Annotated in this window: 17 protein-coding genes and 1 pseudogene; 4 read left to right on the plus strand and 14 right to left on the minus strand. The window is 67.0% G+C overall.

Annotation, left to right across the window (positions count from 1 at the left end):
* The 6 genes from BUB20358_RS14400 to BUB20358_RS28370 form a co-directional block, all read right to left on the minus strand.
* Positions 1-1,155: an ABC transporter ATP-binding protein gene (locus BUB20358_RS14400; RefSeq protein ID WP_045552403.1), complete on the minus strand. Its 1,155-nt coding sequence runs from the start codon at positions 1,153-1,155 to the stop codon at positions 1-3.
* A gap of 180 nt (positions 1,156-1,335) precedes the next feature.
* Complete coding sequence (locus BUB20358_RS14405; protein WP_006763201.1) at positions 1,336-2,451, minus strand: polyamine ABC transporter substrate-binding protein; 1,116 nt, start codon at positions 2,449-2,451, stop codon at positions 1,336-1,338.
* 61 nt (positions 2,452-2,512) lie between these two features.
* Positions 2,513-3,943, minus strand: coding sequence for an aspartate aminotransferase family protein (locus tag BUB20358_RS14410; protein WP_006763202.1), 1,431 nt, complete (start codon positions 3,941-3,943; stop codon positions 2,513-2,515).
* Between the two features lie 38 nt (positions 3,944-3,981).
* A complete protein-coding gene (locus BUB20358_RS14415) occupies positions 3,982-5,319 on the minus strand; it encodes a glutamine synthetase family protein (RefSeq protein WP_045552504.1) in 1,338 nt (445 codons plus the stop codon).
* Between the two features lie 29 nt (positions 5,320-5,348).
* Positions 5,349-6,131 (minus strand): gamma-glutamyl-gamma-aminobutyrate hydrolase family protein, encoded by a 783-nt coding sequence (locus tag BUB20358_RS14420; RefSeq protein WP_035971595.1) that lies wholly within the window; start codon positions 6,129-6,131, stop codon positions 5,349-5,351.
* 283 nt (positions 6,132-6,414) lie between these two features.
* The gene (locus BUB20358_RS28370) at positions 6,415-6,597 is read right to left on the minus strand and encodes a hypothetical protein (RefSeq protein ID WP_059576381.1); all 183 of its coding nucleotides are present in this window, start codon (positions 6,595-6,597) and stop codon (positions 6,415-6,417) included.
* 457 nt (positions 6,598-7,054) lie between these two features.
* Between BUB20358_RS28370 and BUB20358_RS14425 the strand changes: the two genes are divergently transcribed.
* Together BUB20358_RS14425 and BUB20358_RS14430 are read left to right on the plus strand one after the other, a co-directional pair.
* Complete coding sequence (locus tag BUB20358_RS14425; RefSeq protein WP_035973248.1) at positions 7,055-7,606, plus strand: cupin domain-containing protein; 552 nt, start codon at positions 7,055-7,057, stop codon at positions 7,604-7,606.
* 94 nt (positions 7,607-7,700) lie between these two features.
* Positions 7,701-9,191, plus strand: a complete 1,491-nt coding sequence (locus tag BUB20358_RS14430) for an aldehyde dehydrogenase (RefSeq protein WP_006763206.1) — start codon at positions 7,701-7,703, stop codon at positions 9,189-9,191.
* 56 nt (positions 9,192-9,247) lie between these two features.
* Here the strand turns inward: BUB20358_RS14430 and BUB20358_RS14435 are convergent, their stop codons facing one another.
* Positions 9,248-9,448, minus strand: a complete 201-nt coding sequence (locus tag BUB20358_RS14435; protein ID WP_006763207.1) for a heavy-metal-associated domain-containing protein — start codon at positions 9,446-9,448, stop codon at positions 9,248-9,250.
* 341 nt (positions 9,449-9,789) lie between these two features.
* On the opposite strand from BUB20358_RS14435, the gene BUB20358_RS14440 reads away from it, so the two are divergent.
* Together BUB20358_RS14440 and BUB20358_RS14445 are read left to right on the plus strand one after the other, a co-directional pair.
* Positions 9,790-10,119 carry a cupredoxin domain-containing protein gene (locus tag BUB20358_RS14440; protein ID WP_006763208.1) on the plus strand — a complete coding sequence of 110 codons (330 nt, stop codon included), beginning with the start codon at positions 9,790-9,792 and terminating at the stop codon, positions 10,117-10,119.
* Between the two features lie 13 nt (positions 10,120-10,132).
* Positions 10,133-10,969 carry an FTR1 family iron permease gene (locus BUB20358_RS14445; protein WP_006763209.1) on the plus strand — a complete coding sequence of 279 codons (837 nt, stop codon included), beginning with the start codon at positions 10,133-10,135 and terminating at the stop codon, positions 10,967-10,969.
* A gap of 127 nt (positions 10,970-11,096) precedes the next feature.
* Here the strand turns inward: BUB20358_RS14445 and BUB20358_RS14450 are convergent, their stop codons facing one another.
* From BUB20358_RS14450 to BUB20358_RS14480, 7 genes and pseudogenes are all read right to left on the minus strand, one after another.
* Positions 11,097-11,315 carry a DUF6566 family protein gene (locus BUB20358_RS14450; protein WP_006763210.1) on the minus strand — a complete coding sequence of 73 codons (219 nt, stop codon included), beginning with the start codon at positions 11,313-11,315 and terminating at the stop codon, positions 11,097-11,099.
* Entirely contained in the window at positions 11,315-11,767 is a 453-nt protein-coding gene (locus tag BUB20358_RS14455; RefSeq protein ID WP_035971598.1) for a hypothetical protein, read from the minus strand. Before BUB20358_RS14455 ends, BUB20358_RS14450 begins: the two co-directional genes overlap by 1 nt.
* Positions 11,768-11,817: 50 nt before the next feature.
* Positions 11,818-13,635, minus strand: coding sequence for a glutamine--fructose-6-phosphate transaminase (isomerizing) (gene glmS / locus BUB20358_RS14460; RefSeq protein ID WP_035971599.1), 1,818 nt, complete (start codon positions 13,633-13,635; stop codon positions 11,818-11,820).
* Positions 13,636-13,689: 54 nt separating this feature from the next.
* A complete protein-coding gene (glmU, locus tag BUB20358_RS14465) occupies positions 13,690-15,051 on the minus strand; it encodes a bifunctional UDP-N-acetylglucosamine diphosphorylase/glucosamine-1-phosphate N-acetyltransferase GlmU (RefSeq protein WP_006763213.1) in 1,362 nt (453 codons plus the stop codon).
* Between the two features lie 133 nt (positions 15,052-15,184).
* Positions 15,185-16,201: pseudogene (ttcA, locus tag BUB20358_RS14470) on the minus strand (tRNA 2-thiocytidine(32) synthetase TtcA).
* On the minus strand, positions 16,198-16,602 hold the full coding sequence (locus tag BUB20358_RS14475) for a dihydroneopterin aldolase (protein ID WP_006763214.1): 405 nt from the start codon (positions 16,600-16,602) through the stop codon (positions 16,198-16,200). Before BUB20358_RS14475 ends, ttcA begins: the two are co-directional and overlap by 4 nt.
* Positions 16,603-16,680: 78 nt before the next feature.
* Positions 16,681-17,104 (minus strand): Rossmann fold domain-containing protein (locus BUB20358_RS14480; RefSeq protein ID WP_367646443.1); only part of this gene is annotated, 424 nt, incomplete at its 5' end.

The raw sequence follows: 17,104 nt of genomic DNA on the forward strand, positions 1-17,104 counted from the left end.
TCACTGCGTCAGCACGACGCCGCTTGCCGGCGACCACGACACGAACACGTCGTCGTTCCATGCCGGCGCGCCTTCGTGCATCAGATGCGAGCTCGACAGGTTCGACACGACCGTCTTGCCGCTCGGCAGCCGCACGTGATACAGCGAGTAGCTGCCCATGTACGCGATGTCGGTGACGACGCCGCGCGCCCAGTTGTGCGGCGAACGCGGCTTGTCGCGCGACACGTGCACGCGCTCCGGGCGCACCGAGATGCCGACCGGCATCCCGAGCGGGCCGGTCACACCGTGGCTCACGTACATCCGCGCTTCGAGATCGTCGCTCTCGACGAAGATGTGATCGGGCTCGTCCTCGACCACGCGCCCCTCGAACAGGTTCGTCGAGCCGATGAACTCGGCCGAGAAGCGGCTGTTCGGATATTCGTAGACTTCGCCCGGCGTGCCGATCTGCACGATCCGGCCTTCGCTCATCACCGCGAGGCGGCTCGCCATCGTCATCGCCTCTTCCTGGTCGTGCGTGACCATCACGCACGTCACGTCGACCTTCTCGATGATGTTGACGAGTTCGAGCTGAGTCTTCTGCCGGATCTTCTTGTCGAGCGCGGACATCGGCTCGTCGAGCAGCAGCAGCTTCGGCCGCTTGACGAGCGAGCGCGCGAGCGCGACGCGCTGCTGCTGGCCGCCGGACAGCTGATGCGGCTTGCGCTTCGCATACTTGCCCATCTGCACGAGCGCGAGCGCGTCGGCGACGCGTTCGGCGATCTCGTGCTTCGGCGTGCGTTCCTGCTTCAGGCCGAACGCGACGTTCGCCTCGACCGACATGTGCGGGAACAGCGCATACGACTGGAACATCATGTTCACCGGCCGGCGATACGGCGGCAGCGACGCGAGGTCTTCGCCGTCGACGAAGATCTTGCCGGAGGTCGCCGTCTCGAGGCCGGCGAGCATGCGCAGCAGCGTCGACTTGCCGCAGCCCGAGCTGCCGAGCAGCGCGAACAGCTCGTTCTTCGCGATCGTCAGGCTCACGTTGTCGACGGCGACGCTGTCGCCGAACTTCTTCACGACGTTCTCGATGCGCACGAACGCGTCGTGCTTCGGACGGGCCGCCGGCGCCGGCGGGGCGTGGCGTGCGGCAGCGGTAGAGGGTATCGATTGCATGGGAGTCACCATTCGTTCTTCACGGATTGCAGGCGCGAGCGTCCCCGCGCGAGGCGCAGCGCGCGGCTCGCGGACGACGGCTCATGCCGGATGGAACAGTGCGCGCTGCGCGGACGCTCGTCCGTTCAGCGCGGTCGCGCACGCGCTAGGCGATGCGTGCGCGGCCGTGCGGCATCGCGATCAGTGTCCGGTCTTCAGTTGCGCCCACAACCGGTTTTCGAGGCGCAGGATGTCGGCCGGCATCGGCTTCATCAGCACCATCTTCTTCAGCACGTCCTCGGGCGGATAGACGGTCGGATCCTGCGCGACGGCCGGCGTGACGAACGGATGCGCAGCCTTGTTCGCGGTCGGATAGAACACCGTGTTCGTGATCGCCGCGTTGACCTTCGGGTCCGACACGTAGTTGATCCACTTCATCGCGTTCTCCGGATGCGGCGCGTCCTTCGGGATCACCATCACGTCGAACCACAGCAGCCCGCCTTCCTTCGGATTCGAAAACTTGATGTCGTACGCGCGCTTCGCTTCGGACGCGCGGCGGTGGGCGATCCCGACGTCGCCGGACCAGCCGAGCACGACGCAGACGTCGTTGTTCGCGAGATCGTTGATGTAGCCGGACGAATTGAACTGCGTGATGTACGGGCGGACTTTCTTCAGCACGTCGAACGCGGCCTGGTAGTCGCCGGGGTTCGTGCTGTTCGGGTTGCGGCCCATGTATTGCAGCGTCGCCGCGAACACGTCGACGGCCTGATCGAGGAACGACACGCCGCAGCTCTTCAGCTTCTCCATATTGGCCGGATCGAATACGAGCGCCCAGCTGTCGACCGGCGCCTTGTCGCCGAGCGCCTTCTTCACCGCCTGCACGTTGTAGCCGATGCCGTCCGTGCCGTACGCCCACGGCACGCCGTACTGATTGCCCGGATCGGCGTCGGCGATCATCTTCATCAGCAGCGGATCGAGGTTCGCGAGGTTCGGAATCTTCGACTTGTCGAGCTTCTGGTACACGCCGGCCTGGATCTGCTTGGCCATGTAGTTCGACGTCGGCACGACGATGTCGTAGCCCGAACTGCCGGCGAGCAGCTTCGCCTGCAGCGTGTCGTCGCTGTCGTAGTTGTCGTACTTGACGTGGATACCCGTCTGTTTCTGGAAGTTCGGGATCGTGTCCGGTGCGATGTAGTCGGACCAGTTGTAGACGTTCAGCTCGTCGGCGTGCGCCGACGGGCTGGCAGCCGACGTGAAGGCCGCCGCTGCGGCAAGGGCGGCGGCGGAACAGGCTTGGCGAAGAAAACGAGCACGCATGGTGGAGTTCCCCTGGTTATGGCGGCGTGCGGCGCCCGCCGCACGCCTGTAGGCAAAGCCGTTACGAAAGGCCCAGTTGCCGGGCGGTCGCATCGACGGCCTGCTTCGCCTTCGATACGAGCTCGTCGATCTCGTTGCGCGAGATCACGAGCGGCGGCGACAGCAGCATCCGGTCGCCGGTCGCGCGCATGATCAGGTTGCCGTTGAAGCAGAAGTCGCGGCAGATCGTGCCGACGTCGCCGCCGTTCGCGAAGCGGCGCCGCTCGGCCGGCGCTTCGGCGAGCTGCAGGCTCGCGACGAGGCCGTGACCGTGCACTTCGCCGACGATCGGGTGGTGCGCGAACGTGTCGCGCAGCAGCGCCTGGAAGTACGGCCCCGTGTCGTGCTTCGCGCGCTCGACGATCCCTTCGTCGCGCAGCAGCTTCAGGTTCGCGACCGCCACCGCCGCAGCGACCGGATGACCGGAGTACGTGAGCCCGTGATTGAATTCGCCGTTGTCGATGATCGGACGTGCGACGCGCTGGTGAATGCCGACCGCGCCCATCGGCACGTAGCCGGACGTCAGCCCCTTCGCCATCGTGATCAGGTCCGGCTCGAACCCGAAGTGCTGATGCGCGAACCACTCGCCGGTGCGTCCGAAGCCGCCGATCACTTCGTCGGCCACCAGCAGCACGTCGTATTTGCGGCAGATGCGCTGAATCTCCGGCCAGTACGTCGACGGCGGGAAGATCACGCCGCCCGCGCCCTGGAACGGCTCGCCGATGAACGCGGCGACGTTTTCCGCACCGAGTTCGAGAATCTTCGCTTCGAGCTGCTGCGCGCGCGCCAGGCCGAATGCTTCGGGCGTCTCGCCGGGCTGCGCTTCGCCGAAGTAATACGGCTGGTCGATATGCACGACGTGCTCGACCTTCGACGGCATCTGCTCGTGCATGTAGCCCATCCCACCGAGCGTGCCGCCGGCGATCGTCGAGCCGTGATAGCCGTTCCTGCGCGAGATCACGTATTTCTTCTGCGGCTTGCCTTGCACGCGCCAGTACTGGTGCACGACGCGCAGCACGGTGTCGTTGCCCTCCGAGCCGCTGTTGCAATAGAAGAAGTGGTCGAAGCCGGGCGGCGTCACTTCCGCGAGCATCGCCGACAGTTCGATCACCGGCGGATGCGTGGTCTTGAAGAACGTGTTGTAGTACGGCAGTTCCTGCAGTTGCCGATAGGCGGCGTCCGCGAGTTCCTTGCGCCCGTAGCCGACGTTCACGCACCAGAGGCCGGCCATCCCGTCGATGATCTTGTTGCCGTCGGAATCCCACAGATACACGCCGTCGGCCTTCACGATCACGCGGCTGCCCGCGCGGTTCAGCGCGCCCATGTCGGAGAACGGGTGGATGTGGTGCGCGGCGTCGAGCGCGCGGTAGTCGGCGGTCGAGCGCGCCTGTGCGGCGCGGGCCGCGGCCGGCGCGGCGGGCTGGATCCATGCGGATTCGTTGCGGTAAGTCATGTTTCCTCCGTATTGCCTGATTGCGGTTGTGCGCGCGCTTACACGTGCAGCAGCAGGTGGCGGCGTTCCCACGAGCTGATCACGCGGAAGAACGCTTCGTATTCGGTTTCCTTCAGCGCGAAATACGCTTTCAGGAACTTCTGGCCGAGGATTTCGCCGAGCGGCTCGCACGCGGCCATCAGCGTGAGTCCTTCCTCGAGGTTGCGCGGCAGCTGATACGGCAGCGCGTAGCCGTCGCTGACGAGCGGCTCGGTCGGTTCGAGGCGCTGCGTCATCCCGAGATAGCCGGCCGCGAGCGTCGCCGCGAGCGCGAGGTACGGGTTGCAGTCGACGCCCGGAATGCGGTTCTCGATTCGCCGTGCGGCCGGGCTCGAATGCGGAATCCGGAAGCCGACCGTGCGGTTGTCGTAGCCCCACTGCACGTTGATCGGCGCGGCCATGAAGCGCGACAGGCGGCGGTACGAGTTGATGTACGGCGCGAAGATCGGCATCAGCGCGGGCGTGTATTTCTGCAGGCCTGCGAGGTAGTTGTAGAACGTCGACGTCGCGCTGCCCGTTTCCGGCGACGTGAACAGGTTGCGGCCGGTTTCCTCGTCGACGATGCTCTGATGCACGTGCATCGCCGAGCCCGGTTCGCCTTCCATCGGCTTCGCCATGAACGTCGCGTACATGTTGTGACGCAGCGCCGCTTCGCGCACCGTGCGCTTGAACAGGAACACCTGGTCGGCCAGCGACAGCGCGTCGCCGTGCATGAAGTTGATCTCCATCTGCGCGGCGCCGACTTCGTGGATCAACGTGTCGATGTCGAGGTTCTGCGTGTCGCAGTATTCGTAGATGTCCTCGAACAGCGGATCGAACTCGTTGACGGCCTCGATCGAATACGACTGACGTCCGGTTTCCGGGCGGCCCGTGCGGCCGACCGGCGGACGCAGCGGCAGGTCCGGATCCTTGTTCATGTCGACCAGATAGAACTCGAGCTCGGGCGCGACGACCGGCTTCCAGCCTTTGGCCTTGTACAGGTCGAGCACGCGGCGCAGCACGTAGCGCGGCGAGATCTCGACCGGCGAGCCGTCGAAGTGCACGCAGTCGTGGATCACCTGCGCGGTCGGGTCGACCGCCCACGGGATCAGCCGAATCGTCGACGTGTCGGGCACGCACACCATGTCGGGATCGGTCACGCCGGTCAGCGAGCCGTCTTCCGGATAGTCGCCGGTGACCGTCTGCACCATCACGGCCTGCGGCAGCCGCATCGATTCGCCGGACTCGAACTTGTTGCGCGGCGTGATCTTGCCGCGCGCGATGCCGGCCATGTCGGGAATGATCGCTTCGATCTCGGTGATCCGGTGCTGCTTCAGAAAGTCTTCGATGTCTTGCATGTTCGTTCTCGTTATCAGTGGGTCGGCGCTCATGCGAGCGCGGCGGCGGCAGCGTTCGGCCGGCGTTGCCGGCGCGCGCGGCATGCATCGCCGAACGCGCGGAAGATCGCGCTCGACAGCGGGTCGTGCGCGTGCCGCCATTCCGGGTGCCATTGCACGGCGAGCGCGAAAGCCGGCGCATCGACGACGCGCACGGCCTCGATCAGCCCGTCCGGCGCGACCGCCTCGACCGCGAGGCCGGCGCCGAGCTGCGCGATGCCCTGCTGGTGCAGCGAGTTCACCTGCACTTCGTCGCGGCCGTCGGCGAGCGCGTGCAGCATGCCGCCGGGCATCAGATGCACGACGTGCGCGGGTCCGTACTGCACGTCCATCGGCGCGGCGTCATCCTCGCGGTGATCGGCGAAGCCGCGCACTTCGTGCACGCGCTGATGCAGCGTGCCGCCGCATACGACGTTCAGCTCCTGAAAGCCGCGGCACACCGCGAGCACCGGCACGCCTGCGGCGATCGCCGCACGCAGCAGCGGCAGCGTCGTCGCGTCGCGCGCGGGGTCGTGCTTCGTGCCGGGCGCGCTCGGCTCGCCGCCGTAACGGTGCGGCTCGACGTTCGAGTAGCTGCCGGTAAACAGCAGGCCGTCGACTGCGTCGAGCACGTCGTCGATGGATTGCCGCTCGCCGAGCGCGGGCAGCACCATCGCGAGCGCGCGCGCGCCGTCGACGATCGCGGCGACGTACTTGTCGCCGACCGTATGCGACGCGTGCGCGCCGATCTGGTTGGTGTCGGCGGTGATGCCGACGAGGGGTTTCCTTTCCATGACGTCGATTCGTGATCCGTAAGACTGCCGGCCGCGCACGCGCCGATGCGGCAAAACGCGGGCGACAAGCGGTCCCGCAGCCTGGCGCAATGCGCAAGGCCGCTGATGAATGGGCGCAACGGGACGATGTGACGATCCGCGCTGCGCGCGACGATCAGGCCGTCGTTCGTTTCGCTGCGACGCGCGACGCGGCAACGAATGCGCGAACGCGTTCCATCACCGCGCGATCGGCGCGGATGGCGGACAGGCAGGCGAAGCGGACGACGTGAAGAAAGGAGAGGCGCTACGGCAGCAGCGACGCGACTTCGTCGGTATCGACGGCGACGAATGCGCGTGCGGAAACGGCGTTGTGGCGCCGAACGGAACGACGGGACAGGATTGTGTAGATCGACAGATGCAGCAGGCGAGGACTATGCCAGCCGCAACTGCCATCGGAAGCGGGGCCGGCGCTGCGCAGACTTCGCACATCGCGGCGATCCCACCTCACCAGAGGGCCACGGACTCTCACGTTTACACTCGACTGGTTCGTTGAAAGTATTGAACGCCCGATTTTCTCGACGCGCGACGCGTTTAAAATAATCGAGGCGCCGGTGCGGCGTCATTTACATTGAAGGGCATCGATTTTGCGCGTGAATCACGCAATTCGCGGCCAATGAAACGTCGATGACACCGACCTGAGAGCCAGCATATACGAGCCAAAAACGCCGTCAAATATTTTTTGGGGGTCTCGTCTCAGGGCTTTCCCGTAGCATAGCGAATAAAAGATTCGCAAAAAGAATGATGTATCGGGTGTTCATTATTTCGAACGCCTTTCAGGGTTTTCCCCGCTGATGCGCGACATAAAGTGATTAGAATATTCAACAGCAGTCGAGCGCGTCGCCCCTTCTTCAATTGCCCTGCCTATCGTGTCCGAAACCGAATCGATGTCCACCGAAGTCGCCGAGCGCCTGCGTTTCGTGCGCAACAAGCATGGCCTGTCGCAGCGCGAACTCGCGAAGCGCGCGGGCGTCACCAACGGCGCGATCTCGCTGATCGAGCAGGGCCGTGTGAGCCCGTCGGTCGGCTCGCTGAAGAAGCTGCTCGAATGCATTCCGATGAGCCTCGCCGAGTTCTTCACGTTCGAGCTCGTCGAATCGCGCACGGTGGTATCGCGTCGCGACGAGATGCCGAATCTCGGCAACGATGCGCTCGCGTTCCATCTCGTCGGCGCAGGCGTGAAGGATCGCAACATGTGCATCATGCGCGAGGTCTATCAGCCGCACGCCGACACGGGACCCGAGATGCTCGCACATGCGGGGCACGAGGGCGGCGTCGTCGTGTCGGGGCGTCTCGAGCTGACGGTCGACGGCGCGACGTGGCTGCTCGACCCCGGAGACGGCTACTACTTCGAAAGCCGCTTGCCGCACCGTTTCCGCAATCCCAGCGCGGAGCACGTCTGCGAGGTCGTATCGGCCAATTCGCCGCCGACCTTCTGACGCCCGCGCGTCACCGCATTCGCCGCCGCGCGCACGTCGTTGCGCATGCGTGCGGCACGCTGCATCGCGAATGCCACTCCATTGAGGCTTCCTGATGAACAAGTTGACTTTGGCTGACTGGCAGGACAAGGCGGCGTCGCTCGCGATCGAAGGACGCGCATTCATCGACGGTGCATTGCGCGATGCGCACGGCGCGAAGACGTTCGATTGCGTGAGCCCGATCGACGGCCGCGTGCTCGCGAAGGTCGCCGACTGCGGCGAGCCCGATGTAAACGCGGCCGTCGCCGCGGCGCGCCGCGCGTTCGACGCCGGCGTATGGGCCGGGCTGAATCCGCGTGCGCGCAAGGCCGTGCTGCTGCGCTGGGCGGCGCTGATGCGCGAGCATCTCGACGAGCTCGCGCTGCTCGAGACGCTCGATGCGGGCAAGCCGATCGGCGACACGACCACCGTCGACGTGCCGGGCGCCGCGTACTGCGTCGAATGGTTCGCCGAAGCGATCGACAAGGTCGGCGGCGAAGTCGCGCCGGTCGATCATCATCTGGTCGGTCTCGTCACGCGCGAGCCGGTCGGCGTGGTCGCGGCCGTCGTGCCGTGGAACTTCCCGATCCTGATGGCCGCGTGGAAGTTCGGCCCCGCGCTCGCGGCCGGCAACAGCGTCGTGCTGAAACCGTCCGAGAAGTCGCCGCTCACTGCGATTCGTGTCGCGCAGCTCGCGCGCGATGCCGGCATCCCGGCCGGCGTGTTCAACGTCGTGCCGGGCGCGGGCGAACCGGGCAAGCTGCTCGCGCTGCACCGCGACGTCGACTGCATCGCGTTCACCGGCTCGACGGCGGTCGGCAAGCTGATCATGCAGTACGCCGCGCAGTCGAACCTGAAGCGCGTGTGGCTCGAACTCGGCGGGAAGTCGCCGAACATCGTGCTGCCCGACTGCCCGGATCTCGACCGCGCCGCGCAGGCGGCCGCCGGCGCGATCTTCTACAACATGGGCGAAATGTGCACGGCCGGCTCGCGCCTGCTCGTGCATCGCGACATCAAGGATGCGTTCGTCGAGAAGCTCGTTGCGGCCGCGCGCGCGTACGTGCCCGGCAATCCGCTCGATCCGTCGGTGTCGATGGGCGCGATCGTCGACGGCGTTCAGCTGGAACGCGTGCTCGCCTACATCGACGCGGGCCGCCGCGAAGGCACGCTGCTCACCGGCGGCGCGCGCGTGAAAGAGGAAACGGGCGGCTTCTACGTCGAGCCGACGGTGTTCGAGGTGAAGCCCGATGCGAAGATCGCGCGCGAGGAGATCTTCGGGCCCGTGCTGTCGGTGATCGTGTTCGACGACGTCGACGAAGCGGTGCGAATCGCGAACGACAGCGACTACGGCCTCGCCGCAGCCGTGTGGACGTCGAACCTGACGACCGCGCACGACGTATCGCGCCGCCTGCGCGCAGGAACGGTGTGGGTGAACTGCTACGACGAGGGCGGCGACATGAACTTCCCGTTCGGCGGCTACAAGCAGTCGGGCAACGGCCGCGACAAGTCGCTGCACGCGCTCGAGAAGTACACGGAGCTGAAGTCGACGCTCGTGCGGCTGCGCTGATCCCGCATTCGGGCGCATCGCCGGCCGGCGATGCGCCCGCTGCCGCGTGACGTGCGTTATGCGGCGCGCAACGCGGGATGGAAGCCCGCCGCTTCGATGATCGCCTGCACGCGCTCGGCACCCTGCGCCGATTCGACCTTGACGATCTTCGCGGCGACGTCGATGTCGATCCTGGCGCCCGGATCGGCGGCCGTTACCGCGCGCGTGATCGCGTTGGCGCAGCCGCCGCAGGTCATGTCCTGCACTTCGAATTCCATCGTTGTTCTCCTGGTTGACGATTGACGAACGCATTCAGCATGAAGCTTGCCACGGTAGGAAGGTCAAGCGCATGCATGGATGCGTGCAGCATATCGCGCGCAGTCGGCCGTTCGTAAGCCGGTCGTCCGACGAATGCGTACCGCGCACGCGCACGTCCGTCGGTGTTTGGCCGAATTGACCGCGTGCTTCGGACGTCGCGAATCGACGCAAGCCTTGATGCGCCGCGCGTCGCGAAACGGTATGGAGCACGATCCCCATTGAGTGGGCATGGACATTCGATGCGCGGAATGCGAATCGCTCTTAGTATCGGTTCCCCTCACGTTCCTCTTCGATCTTCACCATGAATCGTTTCGCTTTCGGTTTCGCACTGGCGCTGCTCGGCGCATCGGCCACCGCATTCGCCGCCGACGACGTCGTCAATCTCACGCTCAAGGATCACAAGTTTTCTCCGGACGGCGTGACGATCCCGGCCGGCAAGAAGGTGAAGTTCGTCGTGAAGAACCTCGATGCGACGCCGGCCGAATTCGAAAGCGACGACTTCAAGGCGGAGAAGGTCGTGCCGGCCGGCAAGTCGGTCGAGATCCTCGTCGGGCCGCTGAAGGCCGGCACCTACGAATTCCACGACGAGTATCACGAGGCGCAGTCGAAGACGCGTCTGACCGTCAAGTAAAACGGATACCGCGATGCTGTCCACCGCCCTGATCGTCTTTCGTGAAGTGCTCGAGGCCGCGCTCGTCGTGTCGATCGTGATGGCCGCGACGAAGGGCGTGCCGCGGCGCGGCCGGTGGGTGGGCGGCGGGCTCGTCGGCGGCGTGATCGGCGCGGGGCTGATCGCCGCGTTCGCCGACGTGATTTCGCAGTGGGCGTCCGGCATGGGGCAGGAAGTGTTCAACGCCGGCGTGATGTTCGTCGCGACGCTGATGCTCGCGTGGCACAGCATCTGGATGAGCAGGCACGGCCGCGAGATGGCGCTGCACATGAGCGCGGTCGGCCGCGCGGTGGCCGCCGGCAGCAAGCCGCTGACCGGGCTCGCGGTCGTGGTCGGCGTCGCGGTGCTGCGCGAAGGCTCCGAAGCCGTGCTGTTCCTGTACGGGATCGCGGCCGGCGATCCGGGCCAGACGCCGCAGATGATCGCCGGCGGGCTGCTCGGCGTGCTCGGCGGAGCGGGGCTCGGCTACGCGATGTATGCCGGCTTGCTGCAGATTCCGCTGAAGCGGCTGTTCTCGGTGACGAACTGGCTGATCGTGCTGCTCGCGGCCGGGATGGCGAGCCAGTGTGTCGGCTTCCTGCTCGCGGCGGGGCTCGTGCCGTCGTGGGGCGATGCGGTGTGGGATACGTCGTGGCTGCTCAAGGAGTCGACGATCGTCGGCAAGGCGCTGCATACGCTCGTCGGCTATACCGCGCGACCGGCGGGAATCCAGATCGCCGCGTATCTGACGACGCTCGCGACGATCGTCGGGTTGTCGCGGCTCGTCGGCCGCCCGCACGCGGCGATGCGGCCGCCGCACACGGCAGCGTGAGCTTTCCCGGCTCGAACGAACGAAGGGGCGTCATGGACGCCCCTTCTTCGTTTGCGCTATGCGATCGAAGCCGTGCACGACACCGCGGCCGGCCGCTTCGTTGCGGCGATGCGTGCGCGGCGGCCGCTCAACGGTGATTGTCGATCCACGCACGGGCCCATTCGAGCCCCGCTTCGCGCGCTTCGTCCTCGGTGTCGAACACGCCGAGCACGCCCGACGCTTCGACGAGCCGGTTGTTCTGCGTGATCGTGCCGCTTGCCGCGTAGCGCTCGGGCTGCAGGATCTCGTCCTGCTGCAGGATCGAATGGCCCCAGATCTGATAGCCGTGATAGGTTTCCGCTTCCATTATCGCGTTACCTCCGCGGAGCGGCTGCGCGTGCCGACGCGCAGCACGTTGCCGTCCGGCGTGTATTGCCGCGGAATGTCGGAGAAGTCCTGCGCACGCGGCGCGTCCGGTGCGGCCGGCTGCATCACCGTGAGGCGGCCCGGCGCCGGCTGCGTGACGGGACGCGGTGCGGCCGGCGTGTCGGCGGCGGGTGCGGCGGGCGCGCGATGCGGCGCCGCCTTCACCGTCTGCACGACGCGGCGCTTGTGCGGCTTCGCGGCGGTTTTCGGCTGCGCGCTCGCATGCTTGTCCGCGCCCTTCGCGGCATGCGCGTCGGCGCCTGTACGCGCGGCGGGCGTCCGCGCGGGCTGCCGCGCTTCGGGCGGATTCCACACTTCGACGTAGCGTTCGGCCGCCCAGCTGCTCGACGCGAACGTCAGCGCCATCAATCCGCATCCCAACAGTTTTCGCATGGTTTCTCCGTCTGAGTCGTCGGCGCAGCCGAGCGCCCGTTGCGCGTGGCTTACTCGACCGTCACCGATTTCGCGAGATTGCGCGGCTTGTCGACGTCGGTACCGCGCGCGCATGCGGTGTGATACGCGAGCAGCTGCAGCGGCACCACATGCAGGATCGGCGACAACTGGCCGTAGTGTTCCGGCATCCGGATCACGTGCAGGCCTTCGTCGTTGACGATCTGCGTATCGGCATCGGCGAACACGTACAGCTGGCCGCCGCGTGCACGCACTTCCTGCATGTTCGACTTCAGCTTCTCGAGCAGCGTGTCGTTCGGCGCGACCGTGACGACCGGCATCGCTTCGGTGACGAGCGCGAGCGGGCCGTGCTTCAGTTCGCCGGCCGGATACGCCTCCGCGTGGATGTACGAGATTTCCTTCAGCTTCAGCGCGCCTTCGAGCGCGATCGGGTAGTGCAGCCCGCGGCCGAGGAACAGCGCGTTTTCCTTGCGCGCGAACTCCTCCGACCACGCGATGATCTGCGGCTCGAGCGCGAGCACGCTGTTCAGCGCGGCCGGCAGATGGCGCAGCTGCTTCACGAACTCCGCTTCCTGCGCGGCGTCGACGTGCCCGCGCAGCTTGCCGAGCGTCGCCGCCAGCACGAACAGCGCGACGAGCTGCGTCGTGAATGCCTTCGTCGACGCGACGCCGATCTCGGTGCCCGCGTGCGTGAGGAACTGCATGTCGGTCAGGCGCACCATCGCGCTCGTCGCGACGTTGCACACCGCGAGCGTGTGCCGGTGGCCGAGCGACTGCGCGTGCTTGAGCGCGGCGAGCGTGTCGGCCGTCTCGCCCGATTGCGAGATCACCACCACGAGCTGGCGCGGGTTCGGCACCGAGTCGCGGTAGCGGTATTCGCTCGCGATCTCGACCTGCGTCGGAATCTTCGCGATCGATTCGAGCCAGTATTTCGCGGTGAGGCCCGAGTAGTAGCTCGTGCCGCACGCGAGGATCAGCAGGCTGTCGATGTCCGCGAACGCGGCGGGTGCGGCGTCGCCGAACAGCGTCGCGTCGAAGGCTTCGGTTTGCGGCACCGTGTCGCCGATCGCGCGCGGCTGCTCGAAGATTTCCTTCTGCATGAAATGGCGATAGGGCCCAAGCTCGACCGCGCCGCCGTACGCGCTGACGACGCGCGCTTCGCGCTGCGCGAGCGCGCCGTTGCGATCGACGATCTTCACGCCGTCGAGCGACAGCTCGCACACGTCGCCTTCCTCGAGGAACGTGAAGCGGTCGGTGCTGCCGGCAAGCGCGAGCGCGTCGGACGCGAGGAAGTTCTCGCCGTCGCCGTGGCCGACGACGAGCGGCGAACCCTGGCGCGCGCCGACGACGGTATGCGGCTGGTCCTTGTGGATCACCGCGATCGCATATGCGCCGTGCAGCTGGCGCACCGCGTCGCGCACCGCTTCGAACAGATCGCCGCGATACAGGCTGTGCACGAGGTGCGCGATCACTTCGGTGTCGGTCTGCGACACGAACGTGTAGCCCTTCGCGCGCAGCGCTTCGCGCAGCGGCTCGAAGTTCTCGATGATCCCGTTGTGCACGAGCGCGAGCGCGTCCGACGAGAAGATCGGGTGCGCGTTGTGCGTGACGGGCGCGCCGTGCGTCGCCCAGCGCGTGTGCGCGACGCCGGTCGTGCCTTCGAGGTGCGACTCGCGCACCTGCGCGTCGAGATCGGCGACGCGCGCGACGCTGCGCGCGCGCTTCGGTGCGCCCGGCTCGAGCACGGCGACGCCGCACGAGTCGTAGCCACGGTATTCGAGGCGCCGCAGTCCTTCGATCAGCACCGGAACGATATTACGCTGCGCAACTGCGCCGACAATCCCGCACATGAATGGTCAATCCTGTCAGTCGACGCGGGCGCCGTCACGGCGCCCGCAAATGGTTCAGCTCTTCTTCTTGACCGGGCGGACATAGCCGCTCTTCACGGTCTGCGTCTTCTCGTTCAGCGCGAGAAGATTGTCGGCGACGTCCTTCCAGATCGTCGTGCCCGCGGCGATCGTCGCGCCGCGGCCGACGCGCACCGGCGCGACGAGCTGCGTGTCCGAGCCGACGAACACGTCGTCCTCGATCACCGTGCGGAACTTGTTCGCGCCGTCGTAGTTGCACGTGATCGTGCCGGCGCCGATGTTCACGCGCGCGCCGATGTCGGCGTCGCCGATATACGTCAGGTGATTCGCCTTCGAGCCGTGGCCGATCACCGCGTTCTTCACCTCGACGAAGTTGCCGACGTGCGCTTCGTCCGCGAGCTGCGCGCCAGGGCGCAGCCGCGCGTACGGGCCGATCACCGTGTGCGCGCCGAGCTCGGCGCCGTCGATGTGCGTGAACGCGTCGATGCGCGTGCCCGCGCCGATCGACGCGTTGCGGATCACGCAGTTCGCGCCGATCGTCACGTTGTCGGCGAGCGTCACGTCGCCTTCGAACACGCAGTTCACGTCGATCGACACGTCGTGCCCGCAGCGCAGCGTGCCGCGCACGTCGATGCGCGCCGGGTCCGCCAGCGTGACGCCGTCGGCCAGCAGCGCGTCGGCGACGCTGCGCTGATGAACGCGCTCGAGCTCCGCGAGCTGCGCCTTGCTGTTCACGCCGAGCGTTTCCCACTCGTCGTCCGGCTGCGTCGTGACGACGTCGAAGCCGGCCTCGATCGCGAGCTCGACGACGTCGGTCAGGTAGTACTCGCCCTGCGCGTTGTCGTTCTTCAGCGCGCCGAGCCACATCGACAGCTGCGCGGTGGGCGTGACGACGATGCCGGTGTTGATCTCGGCGATCCTCAACTCGTCCGGCGACGCGTCCTTCTGCTCGACGATGCGCGTGACGAAGCCCGACCCGTCGCGCACGATCCGCCCGTAGCCGGTCGGATCGTCGAGCGTGACGGTCAGAATGCCGTAGCGGCCGTCGCGCGCGGCATCGGCGAGGCGGCGCAGCGTGGATGCGCGCGTGAGCGGCACGTCGCCGTACAGCACGAGCGTCGGATGCGCGGGATCGAGCAGCGGCAGCGCCTGACGTACCGCATGGCCGGTGCCGAGCTGCTCGGTCTGCACCGCGAACTGGATGTCCGGCGCCGCGACGGCGGCCTGCACCTGCTCCGCACCGTGACCGACGACGACGACGAGCCGCGACGGCTGCAGCGTGCGTGCGGTGGCGATGACGTGGGAGAGAAGCGGCCTGCCGGCCAGAGGATGAAGCACCTTAGGCAGCGCGGAACGCATGCGCTTGCCGGCGCCTGCCGCCAAAATCACGATATTCATGGCGAGCTTGTCAGAGGAGTTCGAAGCCGGTCATTTTAGCATGCGGCCCCTGCCGTTCCGGGCCGCCGCGGCGCGCGGCCGGCACCGCACGACGGCGGCCGGCGCCCCGTGCGGCGGGCGTTCCGGCCCTCTGTTACAGGTCGTCGAACTGGACGATCGAGATCGGCTTGACCGTGCCCGCGCCTGGCGTCGCGGCGCGCGGCATGGCCGGATCGTCGCCGCTCGCGCACGGTTCGTCGTCGAACGCGATGTCGCCCTGCGGGTCGGCTTCGCCGGTCGCGCGCAGCGACGTGAACGGGAACAGCGCGGTGTCCATCAGGTGCGACGGCACGACGTTCGCGAGCGCGTTGAACATGTTGTCGACGCGGCCCGGGAAGCGCTTGTCCCATTCGCGGATCAGCGCCTTCATTTCCGCACGCTTGAGGTTCGGCTGGCTGCCGCACAGGTTGCACGGGATGATCGGGAATTCGCGCAGCTCCGCGTATTTCTCGAGATCGGTTTCCTTCACGTACGCGAGCGGGCGGATCACGATGTTCTTGCCGTCGTCCGACTGCAGCTTCGGCGGCATGCCCTTCAGCTTGCCGCCGTAGAACATGTTCAGCAGCAGCGTCTGCACGATGTCGTCGCGGTGATGGCCGAGCGCGATCTTGGTCGCGCCGAGCTCGCCGGCGACGCGGTACAGGATCCCGCGGCGCAGCCGCGAGCACAGCGAGCACGTGGTCTTGCCTTCGGGCACGAGCCGCTTGACGATGCTGTAGGTGTCCTAGTTCTCGATGTGGAACGGCACGCCGATCTGCGTCAGGTATTCGGGCAGCACGTGCTCCGGAAAGCCCGGCTGCTTCTGGTCGAGGTTCACCGCGACGATGTCGAAGTCGATTGGCGCGCGCTCGCGCAGGCGCAGCAGGATGTCGAGCATCGCATAGCTGTCCTTGCCGCCGGACAGGCACACCATCACCTTGTCGCCGTGCTCGATCATGTTGTAGTCGCCGATCGCCTGGCCGACCTGGCGCACGATCCGCTTGAACAGCTTGTTGTTCTCGTACGCTTCCTTCTGCTCGCGGCGCGTGAGCGCGCGGCGGCCGACTTCGGCGACACTCGCTTCGATCGCGGCGACGTCGGCCGCCGTGTCGTTCGTTTGGGGGGCGTTCATGCTCGCTCCTCGTCCTTGATGCGAAAGACTTCGACGCCGACGGCGTCGCAGTCCGGATAGGCGTCCGGTTTCTCGGTACAGACGCGCACCGCGCGCACGGCGTCGTGCGCCAGCAGGCGCTCGGCGATCGCGTCGCACAGCGTTTCCTGCAGGTGGATGTGGCCGCGCGCCACGCATTGCGCGACGCTCTGCTTCATCAGGTCGTAGTCGACCACTTCGTGCAGCCGGTCGTCGACCGGCGTCGACTGCGCGAGCGGCACGAACAGGTCGACGTTGATGACGACGCGCTGCTCGCCGCGCTTCTCGTGTTCGAAGGCCCCGATGTTGATGTGCACCTCGTAGTCGCGCAGGTAGAGCCTGCGGCAATCCGCGAGGCGGGGGTGCAGGAGAGCGGAAAACATGGTCGTCCCAGTCAAATTGGCGTGCGCGCACGCAAAGCGGCGCGGGCGGCGGCGATCAGGCCGCGCGACCCGCGCGATTCATTCATTCGGGCCGGCGGCGGGCGGCACCAGGTGCTCGCCGCCGTCGACGGTCAGCGTCGCGCCCGTGACGCCGGGCGCGCTCGCGAGATAGCAGGCGGCCGCCGCGACGTCGTCCGCATGCGGCGCATGACCGCGCACCAGCGCGGCGACGCGCACCTTCGGCGCGAGCGCGAGCGCCAGCGCGGACGTCGCGCGGTGCAGCGCCGCCTGCATCAGCGCATGCGACAGCCGGTCGGGCGCCGGATGAAACAGCGCCTGGTCCAGCACGTGGATCGCGCATGCGCGCAGCGTTTCGTCGTCGCGCGCGGCGTCGGGCGTCGCGTCGGCGAGCGCGCGGGCCAGCGCGAGCGGCGCCGTCACGTTGCGCGCGAGCGCGCCGGCGAGCGTCGCGCCGTCGAACGTATGCGCGTCGTCGAGGCCC

It is taken from the genome of Burkholderia dolosa, from assembly GCF_902499135.1.
GTDB classification, from domain to species: domain Bacteria; phylum Pseudomonadota; class Gammaproteobacteria; order Burkholderiales; family Burkholderiaceae; genus Burkholderia; species Burkholderia dolosa.